Here is an 11,052-nt window from a genome sequence, read left to right on the forward strand (position 1 = left end):
TTAATGAACTGCCGTTGCTTCTTCCAGGAATTCACCAAATTCAGAAACTCTTAGCGCTGGACTATATAAGAAACCTTGGGCTTGATGACAAAGATGATCCGCTAAGAAAAGTTCCTGCTCCTTAGTCTCAACACCTTCAGCAGTCAGCGAGATATTGAGTGCTGATGCCATGGCGATAATCGCACTGACAATTTCACGGCTTTCATGACTGACGGTAAGATCTGAAATAAATGAGCGGTCAATTTTAAGCTTACTGATAGGGAACTGCTTTAGATAACGCATTGAGCTATAACCAGTACCAAAATCATCAATGGCAAGCCCTACCCCTAACTCTGCAAGTTCGTTACATAAATTAGTAGCAGAACGAATATCTTCCATTAATTCAGTTTCAGTAATTTCCAATATCAAGCTATGAGGTTTTAAACGATAGCGGCCTATTAACTCCCAAACTTGTTCAAACAACGTGCCGCTAAAAAACTGCCTAGCGGAAACATTAACGTGCATTGAGATATCAATTTGGCGATGCTGCCACAAATTTAACTGTTTACATGCAGCTTCGAGCACCCATGAACCGATATCAGTGATAAGTCCCGTTTGCTCGGCAATATTAATAAACGCCCCAGGGTATAACACGCCTTTTTTAGGGTGATGCCATCGAATGAGTGCTTCAGCGCCGATATAAGCCTGCTTCCTCAAATCTTTTAACGGCTGGTAATAAAGCTCGAATTGACGTCCCTTTATCGCAACCGCTAAGTCACGCTCTACCTGTGCATCATCCTTAAATGCATTCAATAAAGCTGAGTTGAACACTTGTATTGCACTACCCTGTTTATTCTTTGCATACTGCAGGGCAATATCTGCACAGGTTAGTGCTGGGAATAACTGCTCAATAGAGGCAATATCAACTGCTGCTATAGCCGGTTTAGGTTCAATTTGTTCTGTACCGATGCTAACCGGTAGTTCCAAATTATTATATAAACGCTCGATTAGCGGAGTGATGACAGCAACATCACGGGAGTCGCTAATTAAGACTGTAAATTCATCACTACCAATCCGAGCGACCTCATCGATATGGTTAATGTCTGCGAAATGTCTAATCCGCCTAGCAACTTCTATTAGCATTAAATCGCCATTGGCATGGCCATAAGTATCGTTAAAACGTTTAAAGCCACGAAGGTCTATGAGAACAAGATGCCCCTCTTTGGCCCTATCTAACACTCTGCCAAAATGCGTTCGATTATATAAACCGGTTAACCCGCAGCGCCAAGCCAACCGCTCAAGCTCACTTTGATGTTGATGCTGCTCCGTACAGTTATCTGCATTAATTAGAGCAAAGTGATTGCCTCTTTCTGAGATGAAGCGTTTAACAGAGAGCCTCACCCAGTAGTCAGTTCCATCGCGACGAACAAGTTTAATCTCTTCTTCAGAGCTTTCCCCTGCTTTTGCTCTAGTCAGTACGATTTCGGCTTTGTCTGGAAATTGTTTAAAAAACGATAATTCTTGTACTGGGCGTCCAATAATCTGGTCTTTGGGGATTTGGGTTAATACAAAGTGAGCGTTATTAACATACTCTATGGTTGTTGAGGCTAGATTTACCACCATCATTATTTGATCTGACTGCTCCGTGGCAGACAAAAACAATTTCAACCTTTCATCTTTATCGTAAGCGTATTTAGTCGCTAACGTTAACGCGAGTTGATCAGCAACTTGCGATGTTAATTGTATTTCAGCTTCTTGCCAGGGCGACAGGTCGCTATCACGCTCTAAACTTAATATCCCCTCTAAGTGGCCATTTATCCTTATCGCAACCTCTAAGGCTGCAGTAACCTTGTGTTGACGATAGTAAGAATTAAGTTCAACGAGGCGTGGATCTGATATGCAGTTGTCGGACGCTATATGGCGGTTAACCCTAAGTTCTTCAACAAAAGCCTGACAAAGTGATGGCAATGGACGAGAAACGTCTGCAGACACGACTGAAGAGGCTGCGGTGCGGTATACATTTTCAAGGATATTTGATTCTTCATTGAAACCAGAAATAACAACTCGCGATACCACGAGCTGTTCTAAAAGTAATTCAGCAGCCAATCTAGCAGTGGCAGAAAAGTCGCCACATTGCTTAGCCTCTGAGTTAACAATTTGTTCTAACAATTTCTGGTATCTATGTTTCTTCACTCTATATCCTAAAAAACGGTAAACAAATGGTCTACCAAATGGTTTGAAGTCTTAGTGCCAAACCTAATTTTTATTTTTTATAGTGCATTAAGATACACGAGAAGCCGTTACAGCAGCAACAATTACTGCCTTAAATTACAAACTATTCTCTAATTGGAAGATCATTTTTTCTGCACTAAATGAGAATGTTAGCGTTAATGTAAGTTTATCACCGCTAGTTGCAACTACACTACCGACCTCTTCGAAACGATTTTTAGCTTTTTCAGCAACTTCATTTGCCAATGTCGAAGCGTTTTCACCTGTCAGTGTTATCTCTAAAACGGTATCGTGCTCATCAATTACGGCGCCAACATCAACAAAGCTACCACAATCATTACACGTATCATTAACTAAATCTGATTGTGCTTTTTGAATATTTTTCATGTGAACCGATTCTCAAACTTATAATTGTGACTTAATTATATATCAGCTTTATGTATAACAAAGGGATCATTCTCAAGCTTGAGCAATTAATTCACTCATTTGTCGTTGCATGACTAAATGGTCAACAAAGTGAGTGTGTTTTACGCGATGTTCAGTGACAATGTTCTGGTATCGATTGCGAGTGTGAATGTCACAGTTAGCCATGACCTCCTCCATGTCTAATTGATCATTCCCACGGATCACAAGTGCCTCTTCGTCCACTGCATTATTTAATCTAAAAGCTGTCACACCACCATTTTGGAATGCAGAGCTGTTATTCGTCACCGGAGAATCTGTAGCGAGTCGTTTTATCAATGGCTGTCTTTCTCCTAGTTCAAATTTGGCGCGCAGATCTTCTTGTTTGAACTCCGGAGTGTGGAATTGCGCCATATCACGAGCATCGGCAGACATCAGTGATAGCAATAAAGCAAATTCACCACGCCGATTCGACTCAACAGCGCTGTTGAGACGCGAGCCTAATTGTAATTCGTTAACTAAAGGGCTAACTGCTTGCATAATGCGCTATTTGCATAAAAAAAAACCGATAAAACAACCTGTTGATAGTTAATCGACCACTTAGCAGATTACTTTAGTAATTATTTTAAATTTAAGCTTTACATGAGAAAAAATTCTGACTACTATTGCCGCCGCAATTGAGGAGGGGTTCCCGAGTGGCCAAAGGGATCAGATTGTAAATCTGACGGCTCAGCCTTCGAAGGTTCGAATCCTTCTCCCTCCACCATTTGCGCACAATTTGTAGAAAGAGATATGTGGAGGGGTTCCCGAGTGGCCAAAGGGATCAGATTGTAAATCTGACGGCTCAGCCTTCGAAGGTTCGAATCCTTCTCCCTCCACCACTTCTATCAACAAATTGAAATGTAATAAACACAGTAGGTCAATATTGTGTGCAGTAAAAAGTAAGAAAATGTGGAGGGGTTCCCGAGTGGCCAAAGGGACCAGATTGTAAATCTGATGGCTCAGCCTTCGAAGGTTCGAATCCTTCTCCCTCCACCACTTCTTAACTCTCTTTCTATATCTCTTCGACGCAAATTTTTGCTCAACATCTTTCTCCGTTAATTTAAAAATACTCAATAGCGTTCATTTGTAACTTCAAAGTTAATCAAGTTACGAGCTATTGTTACGGTTCTAAATTTCTGATTATTATCTGTTATTGTCTCTACCATTGTGCCCTTAATTTCACTATGATTTAGCTTTCTGATCAACATCAAAGGCCTTATTGTGACTAGTTCTTGGGTAAATCAAGCCATCGAAAAAATCGATGCAGACTTTCAACGAAGTGCAGACACTCATCTAATAAAACTTGATACTCCCAATTTGAGTGGCATTGATATTTACCTTAAAGATGAAAGTACCCACCCTACTGGTAGTTTGAAACATAGACTCGCTCGTTCACTTTTTCTTTACGCTCTATGTAATGGCTGGATCAAAGAGAACACCACAGTTATCGAATCATCTTCAGGCAGCACCGCTGTATCAGAAGCCTACTTTGCCCGCCTACTTGGACTGCCTTTTATTGCCGTCATGCCAAGCAGTACCGCAAAGAAAAAAATACAGCAAATAGAGTTCTACGGTGGCCAATGCCACTTTGTCGATCATTCAAGTAAGATCTACGCTGAATCAGAGCGTTTAGCCAAAGAGTTAGACGGCCATTATATGGATCAGTTTACTTACGCTGAACGTGCTACCGATTGGCGTGGTAACAATAACATTGCCAACTCCATTTTTAATCAAATGGAAAGAGAACAGCACTCTATCCCATCATGGATTGTTATGAGCCCTGGCACCGGTGGCACATCAGCGACAATTGGACGCTATATTCGCTATCAACGACTAGCGACTAAGCTGTGCGTTGTTGACCCTGAAAATTCAGTGTTTTTTGATTACTTTAATACAGGTAACGCTGATATCACCTGTACTAATGGCAGTAAAATTGAAGGGATCGGTCGCCCAAGAGTTGAACCCTCTTTTATACCCGGCGTTGTCGATGAGATGCGAAAAATTCCAGATCCTGCATCTTTGGCTACCATAAACTGGCTAGAAAAAATTATCGGACGTAAAACTGGCCCATCGACAGGAACAAACCTTTACGGCGCCCTACAGCTCGCATCAGAGATGGCTGAGAGAGGAGAGACTGGATCAATTGTGACCTTGATTTGTGACTCTGGTGATCGTTACCTTGATACCTATTACGATACACAGTGGATTGAAGACAACATTGGCGACTTAACACCTTACAACAACGCGCTAGATTACTTTAGTGATACCAGTGTGCTTAATTGTCCGGCAGCTAAATAATACCCATTGCTTTAAGTACTTGACCCGTTCAGTGCGGCTTAGGTAAAAATTTGGCAAAACCTTGTATGCTTCGTTATACGATTTGGATATACGACTAAATGGTCTATTTTGTTCCATACAAAACAAAACATACCGGCCCTCCTTGGCGGTCAGATTTAGGAGGTACGAGACCAAGGATGGTCTAAGGTAGAATACTGCAGGAGCAATTATCGAGAGCGCAGCAGGATGGCAAAGCCGAGAATAACGATTAGCTCAAATCCCACTATTTGCCTACAGCGTTTTGAATTCCCGCTGAATGGTCAAACTTTTAATGCCATTGGTAATAAGTCATACGTATAAAAAAGCCCTTGCTGAGTGTTACTCACAAGGGCTGTATTTTGTAGCATTCGCAACGGATTAATACCGTTAACCAAAAGCCTTAATACAAATTTTGTTATTAATCTATATCTAGATACTTATGCGTTTGAATTGATAGACGCCAATTTCTCTCGATACAAGTCTTCATCGCAAGTTCAGTCGCTCTTGGCTTTTGGCTAATAGGTTGTAAACAGACCGTCTTATCAGCTAAATCAATATCGGCTAAGAGAGCATCTAGTTCATCAATATGATTGCTTGTGGCAATAGGGTGCTTAATTTCATTTGCACGCTCAAGCGCTTGTGCGAGTACCTTATAACCACCTTTCATATTGATCTTGGGCGAGACGGTAACCCAAGTATCACTGTCGCATGCCACCTCAAAGGTGCCACTCGTTTCTATCTGTGTCTGATAGCCGTTTTGATGTAAGTAGCGGGTTAACTCAGACAGGTCGTACATGCAAGGCTCACCGCCAGTGATCACTATATGCTTAGCCGTAAATCCCTTGCTTTTGAAAGCACCAACCAATTGCTCACAGGTTAACTCAGACCAACGCCCTATCGTTCCGTCAACTTGGATCACTAACTCAGGTGCGACTCGATTTTCCTCGATAACGTCCCAGGTGTGTTTAGTATCACACCAAGCGCAGCCAACAGGACAACCTTGAAGCCTAACAAAAATGGCCGGTACTCCGGTAAAATAGCCTTCACCTTGTATGGTCTCAAACACTTCATTGACTGGATAATTCATCATATTTTCCTCGAGTTCAGCAGGGGCGCATTTATAGAGGATTTTTAACCGTGTAGCAAGTAGTTTAAATGCAGACCTCGCTGCGTTAAACTATCGCATCGCATCTCTTTATAAATTGAAGTTCTATTATTATGTCAAAAGCAATTGTCGTATTTTCTGGCGGCCAAGATTCCACGACCTGTCTAATTCAAGCACTCACCCAATATGATGAAGTTCATTGTGTGACTTTCGATTATGGCCAAAGGCATAGGCAAGAAATTGAGATAGCCAAAGAATTATCTTCAAAATTGGGCGCTAGCAGTCATCAGGTGCTAGATGTTGGGATCTTAAATGATCTAACGGTTTCAGCCCTCACCCGCGATATCCCTATCGAAGAGAATAAAGACGGTAACTCAATCCCTAATACATTTGTTCCAGGCCGAAACATTCTGTTTCTCACTCTTGCAGGGATCTATGCTTATCAAATCAATGCCGATGTTATCATTACGGGAGTATGCGAAACAGATTTCTCTGGCTATCCTGATTGTCGCAATGAGTTCATTAAATCAATGCAAACGGCACTGATGCAAGGGATGGATAAGCAGCTCACCATCAGCACACCATTAATGTGGCTCGATAAAGCAGAAACATGGGCGCTTGCAGATAAATACAACAGCCTTGAGTTAGTTCGCCATCAGACTCTTACCTGCTATAACGGATTAAAAGGCGATGGTTGTGGTACATGTCCGGCCTGTATATTACGACAACGTGGGCTCGATGAATATTTAGCTAACTCAACAGTGATCCAAGCGCAGCTAGCCGCTAAATGCACAAAATGACGCCCATGCTCAAAAGCCCCTACTTTGTCGTCACATTAGTAAGCTTGCTTTGCATCGCTCTATTCTTTTTAGGTTTAGATGATGCTTTGGCTTATAGAAGAGACAACATTTTAGAGGGCCAATGGTGGCGGTTATTAAGTGGAAATTTCCTGCATACCAACATTTGGCACTTAGGCATGAACTTGGCTGGTTTGTGGGTAATAGTGTTATTGTTTGAACCACATTACAGCGCCAAAACGCTCACTGTTATGGTTTTAACCTTAGGTTTAATGCAAGGGCTAGCATTACTCATATTCTTTCCAAATACCCTAGGTTACGTTGGCCTAAGTGGACTATTACATGGACTTTTTGTTTATGGAGCCGTGCTAGATATAAGCAAAGGACTCAAAACAGGTTACTTATTAACGCTGGGAGTTATTTTAAAAGTGCTCTATGAGCAAACCTTTGGCGCCAGCCAGGAAGTAACATCACTCATTGGTGCTCGTGTTGCCACTGAGGCGCATTTGATTGGCGTAGTCAGTGGTTTTATCTGCTTAGCGTGTCTTTATGGCTTTAATCAAGTGAAAAGTATTAGGGGTTGTTGATCTTTCACGGTTGTTTTTGCCGCAGTTTATTGGCTATTTTAACAAGGCGGAGGCTATGCCGTTTAGTTATTCTCCACAAATAGTCTACAACACAGTAAAAATAGCCAAGAAACGCTGCCCTTTGGGTTCGATTCAATGCTTCTATTCTTTTATGAGTAGAATGTGTTATGAGCTTTTCACTTAGCCAGTAAAGCTTTATCGCTCAAGCCTTGTACTAGAAGCATTATTCCTTACGGTAAAGAACCGAACAAAAACTAAGCTCGAAAGATCAACAGCCCCTAGATAAAAATAGGAGACCTCAGTCTCCTATTCGATTAAATTCCCAATTGAGCTTCTGTTACGCCTTTATAAATTGTTCACGTAATCTGCCAACTCTATCTCTGATCGCTGCAGCCTCTTCAAACTCTAGATTCTTAGCATGTTCATGCATCTGCTTTTCAAGCTTATCAATCTCATGACTGATATCCGCAGGTTTGGCATGATAATCAGCGTCACTCTCTGCGACTTGGCCCAACTTGCTCGACACTTTACTACTATCACCCACATCCATAACATCAGTAATACGCTTGATGACACCCTTAGGTGTAATGCCATTATCAAGATTGTACTGATGCTGCATCTCCCGACGACGATTTGTTTCCGTAATCGCTTTATCCATAGACTTAGTGATACGGTCGCCATACAGAATAACTTTACCGTTAACATTACGCGCAGCGCGGCCAATTGTTTGAATAAGAGAGCGCTCAGAACGTAAGAAGCCCTCTTTATCTGCATCAAGGATACAGACTAAAGAGACCTCTGGCATGTCTAACCCCTCACGCAGTAAGTTAATGCCAATAAGCACATCAAATACACCTAGTCGAAGGTCGCGAATGATCTCAACACGCTCAACAGTATCGATATCAGAATGCAAATATCTTACTTTAACGCCATGTTCATCCAAATACTCAGACAGGTCTTCCGACATTCTTTTAGTTAATGTCGTGACAAGCACCCGTTCGTTAACTGCAACACGCTTACCAATTTCAGAGAGCAAATCATCTACCTGAATGCCTACAGGCCTAACTTCGATCTCAGGATCGAGAAGTCCAGTAGGCCTTACAACCTGCTCTGCAATCTCCCCTTCAGACTTGTTAATCTCGTAATCACTTGGCGTTGCAGAAACAAAAATGCTTTGTGGCATTAGCGCTTCAAACTCTTCAAATTTTAACGGGCGATTGTCGAGTGCCGAAGGTAAACGAAACCCATACTCAACCAAATTCATCTTTCGTGAACGATCACCCTTATACATAGCGCCAATTTGAGGCACCGTGACGTGGGATTCATCGATAATCAACAGGCCATCTTCAGGCAGATAATCGAGTAATGTTGGCGGCCCATCACCCGAAGCACGCCCAGAGAGATAGCGAGAGTAGTTCTCGATACCTGAACAGTAGCCAAGTTCCGTCATCATTTCGACGTCATATTGTACCCGCTCAGTAATGCGCTGCTCTTCTATGAGTTTATTAAGGTCTAATAACTGCTTCTTACGCTCACGAAGCTCCTCTTTTATATGTTCAGTCGCCGCCAATATCGATTCTCGCGGTGTCACATAATGACTCTTAGGATAAACAGTAATTCGCGCGATACGCTTCATGATGTGACCAGTTAGCGGATCGAATAAGCTTAAACGCTCAATTTCATCATCAAAAAGTTCTACTCTAATCGCATGTTTGTCAGAATCAGCTGGAAACACATCAATCACTTCACCGCGAACACGATACGTACCACGCTGCAGTTCGATATCATTGCGCGTGTATTGCAGCTCACTGAGTCGTTTGAGCATATCGCGCTGATCCATTATTGCGCCTTCTCTAAGATGCAATAACATTTTCATATAGGACTTGGGATCGCCCAAGCCATAAATCGCCGATACTGATGCAATCAACACCACGTCTTTGCGTTCTAATAATGCTTTAGTGGCAGACAAGCGCATCTGCTCAATATGTGCATTAACAGAAGCGTCCTTTTCAATAAACGTCCCAGTTGAAGGCACATAGGCTTCAGGTTGGTAATAATCGTAGTAAGAAACGAAATACTCTACGGCGTTGTGAGGAAAAAACTCTTTCATCTCACCATAAAGCTGTGCCGCCAGTGTTTTATTAGGTGCCATTATTATTGTGGGACGCGACATTTTTTCTATTACATTAGCAATAGTAAAGGTTTTGCCAGAGCCAGTTACCCCTAACAAGGTTTGGCTTGCCAAACCAGACTCTAAACCATCAACGAGTTGATTAATGGCTGTCGGCTGGTCGCCAGCAGGTTTATACTGGGATTCCAATTGAAATACAGATTCAGACACTAAGTTAAGCTTCCTCATTTTTCTTGGGCGTATTTTACCCTATTTGAACATTCAGATGGGGCTAAGCGCTAAAATTATGTTGAGTCTCACTATCTAATCCATATTAAAACATTACAAATAACCAAGAAATATGCCACAAACCTCTCTCCTTAGGGCAAACCGAAGCATCCAGCTACTTTCTAATTTGTAATGGCAATAGACAATAAGTTTTATCCGACATGGCAAAATGGCTTGTTCAACAGATATCCCTATAGCGAATTAATATGACGGTTTCTGTTTCTTCAGGTGAAAGTTTGTGACAGGCCAACAATCAGTAACTTAGGCCTCCTCCTTGCCCTGAACTTGCCTAAACATGGTGCTTTAATTCACAATCCAGCTACATTAGCTGGTTACAAATTAGCAACAATTTGATGAGAGGCTGAAATTAACTGTTGATTTTTGCATCAATATGTTTTTAAACAATAAAAATAAATCTTGGCAAAATTGTGCATTTTAACCTCAAGCCCCTATACATAGGCGTTTGCAACAGATTTTTTCACTTAACCCACAGGCTTATCCACAGATTTAGTGGATAACTCACCTAAGCCTTGCTATAGCGGGACTTTTAACCAACCCTGCTACTTTAGTATTACAGGCAAAGATTTTGTAATTTTATTACATTTGAAACTATTGTACCGTCCACAACTTGCGCCCTTTCACTCGACATTGCTTAAAACTAATCGAAAACTACGATTAACTCATATACTTGCATTCTAACTGCTCACTTAATGTAAAATATGGTGCATTCGTCACCATGATGCGCATTTGATGAACACTTAACCCGATAAATCCACTTTTTTTCCATTGTCGAGTTGACTCAGTTGTAAGAGCGATTTAATATGCGCTCCGTCTTCAACGAGACGTAACTTATTCGATTCCCCTGTAGTTCAGTTGGTAGAACGGCGGACTGTTAATCCGTATGTCACTGGTTCGAGTCCAGTCTGGGGAGCCAAAGTTTAAGTTAATCAGATATTTATCTGTAATTATAAAAGAGCAATTCCCCTGTAGTTCAGTTGGTAGAACGGCGGACTGTTAATCCGTATGTCACTGGTTCGAGTCCAGTCTGGGGAGCCACTTTTATATAGACAGCTAAATATTGATAAAAAATGCAATTCCCCTGTAGTTCAGTTGGTAGAACGGCGGACTGTTAATCCGTATGTCACTGGTTCGAGTCCAGTCTGGGGAGCCAATTTTTTATCAACGTTTAATAAATAA

The 11,052-nt window shown here is 41.7% G+C and carries 8 protein-coding genes and 6 tRNA genes; 9 read left to right on the plus strand and 5 right to left on the minus strand.

What is annotated here, in order from left to right; translation table 11 throughout:
* The 3 genes from K5R16_RS12345 to K5R16_RS12355 all read right to left on the minus strand — a co-directional run bounded on the left by K5R16_RS12345 (position 1) and on the right by K5R16_RS12355 (position 3,150).
* Complete coding sequence (locus K5R16_RS12345; protein ID WP_220737867.1) at positions 1-2,172, minus strand: bifunctional diguanylate cyclase/phosphodiesterase; 2,172 nt, start codon at positions 2,170-2,172, stop codon at positions 1-3.
* Positions 2,173-2,307: 135 nt separating this feature from the next.
* Positions 2,308-2,595 (minus strand): DUF406 family protein, encoded by a 288-nt coding sequence (locus K5R16_RS12350; protein WP_220737868.1) that lies wholly within the window; start codon positions 2,593-2,595, stop codon positions 2,308-2,310.
* Positions 2,596-2,667: 72 nt separating this feature from the next.
* Positions 2,668-3,150: a VC2046/SO_2500 family protein gene (locus K5R16_RS12355; RefSeq protein WP_220737869.1), complete on the minus strand. Its 483-nt coding sequence runs from the start codon at positions 3,148-3,150 to the stop codon at positions 2,668-2,670.
* Positions 3,151-3,291: 141 nt separating this feature from the next.
* Between K5R16_RS12355 and K5R16_RS12360 the strand changes: the two genes are divergently transcribed.
* From K5R16_RS12360 to K5R16_RS12375, 4 genes are all read left to right on the plus strand, one after another.
* A tRNA-Tyr gene (locus K5R16_RS12360) sits at positions 3,292-3,376 on the plus strand.
* A gap of 30 nt (positions 3,377-3,406) precedes the next feature.
* A tRNA-Tyr gene (locus tag K5R16_RS12365) sits at positions 3,407-3,491 on the plus strand.
* Between the two features lie 72 nt (positions 3,492-3,563).
* Positions 3,564-3,648, plus strand: a tRNA-Tyr gene (locus K5R16_RS12370).
* A gap of 225 nt (positions 3,649-3,873) precedes the next feature.
* Positions 3,874-4,950 (plus strand): PLP-dependent cysteine synthase family protein, encoded by a 1,077-nt coding sequence (locus K5R16_RS12375; protein ID WP_308440818.1) that lies wholly within the window; start codon positions 3,874-3,876, stop codon positions 4,948-4,950.
* 436 nt (positions 4,951-5,386) lie between these two features.
* On the opposite strand, the gene queE is transcribed toward K5R16_RS12375, so the two are convergent.
* Positions 5,387-6,055: a 7-carboxy-7-deazaguanine synthase QueE gene (gene queE / locus K5R16_RS12380; RefSeq protein WP_220737870.1), complete on the minus strand. Its 669-nt coding sequence runs from the start codon at positions 6,053-6,055 to the stop codon at positions 5,387-5,389.
* A 131-nt stretch (positions 6,056-6,186) separates the two neighbouring features.
* On the opposite strand from queE, the gene queC reads away from it, so the two are divergent.
* Complete coding sequence (queC, locus tag K5R16_RS12385; RefSeq protein ID WP_220737871.1) at positions 6,187-6,873, plus strand: 7-cyano-7-deazaguanine synthase QueC; 687 nt, start codon at positions 6,187-6,189, stop codon at positions 6,871-6,873.
* A gap of 5 nt (positions 6,874-6,878) precedes the next feature.
* Positions 6,879-7,457: a rhombosortase gene (rrtA, locus tag K5R16_RS12390; RefSeq protein WP_220737872.1), complete on the plus strand. Its 579-nt coding sequence runs from the start codon at positions 6,879-6,881 to the stop codon at positions 7,455-7,457.
* A 337-nt stretch (positions 7,458-7,794) separates the two neighbouring features.
* Here rrtA and uvrB read toward each other — a convergent pair whose 3' ends face one another.
* Positions 7,795-9,798: an excinuclease ABC subunit UvrB gene (gene uvrB, locus K5R16_RS12395; RefSeq protein WP_308440819.1), complete on the minus strand. Its 2,004-nt coding sequence runs from the start codon at positions 9,796-9,798 to the stop codon at positions 7,795-7,797.
* Between the two features lie 915 nt (positions 9,799-10,713).
* On the opposite strand from uvrB, the gene K5R16_RS12400 reads away from it, so the two are divergent.
* The 3 genes from K5R16_RS12400 to K5R16_RS12410 all read left to right on the plus strand — a co-directional run bounded on the left by K5R16_RS12400 (position 10,714) and on the right by K5R16_RS12410 (position 11,026).
* Positions 10,714-10,789, plus strand: a tRNA-Asn gene (locus tag K5R16_RS12400).
* Positions 10,790-10,835: 46 nt separating this feature from the next.
* Positions 10,836-10,911: transfer RNA gene (locus tag K5R16_RS12405), tRNA-Asn, on the plus strand.
* A 39-nt stretch (positions 10,912-10,950) separates the two neighbouring features.
* Positions 10,951-11,026: transfer RNA gene (locus tag K5R16_RS12410), tRNA-Asn, on the plus strand.
* Positions 11,027-11,052 lie beyond the last annotated feature (26 nt).

The organism is Shewanella sp. c952 (genome assembly GCF_019654975.1).
Lineage (GTDB): Bacteria > Pseudomonadota > Gammaproteobacteria > Enterobacterales > Shewanellaceae > Shewanella.

Bases quoted from the DNA above. Each gene is read 5' to 3' on its own strand.
- queC (WP_220737871.1), top strand. From the start codon at position 6,187: ATGTCAAAAGCAATTGTCGTATTTTCTGGCGGCCAAGATTCCACGACC.
- K5R16_RS12355 (WP_220737869.1), bottom strand. From the start codon at position 3,150: ATGCAAGCAGTTAGCCCTTTAGTTAACGAATTACAATTAGGCTCGCGT.
- rrtA (WP_220737872.1), top strand. From the start codon at position 6,879: ATGCTCAAAAGCCCCTACTTTGTCGTCACATTAGTAAGCTTGCTTTGC.
- K5R16_RS12350 (WP_220737868.1), bottom strand. From the start codon at position 2,595: ATGAAAAATATTCAAAAAGCACAATCAGATTTAGTTAATGATACGTGT.
- queE (WP_220737870.1), bottom strand. From the start codon at position 6,055: ATGAATTATCCAGTCAATGAAGTGTTTGAGACCATACAAGGTGAAGGC.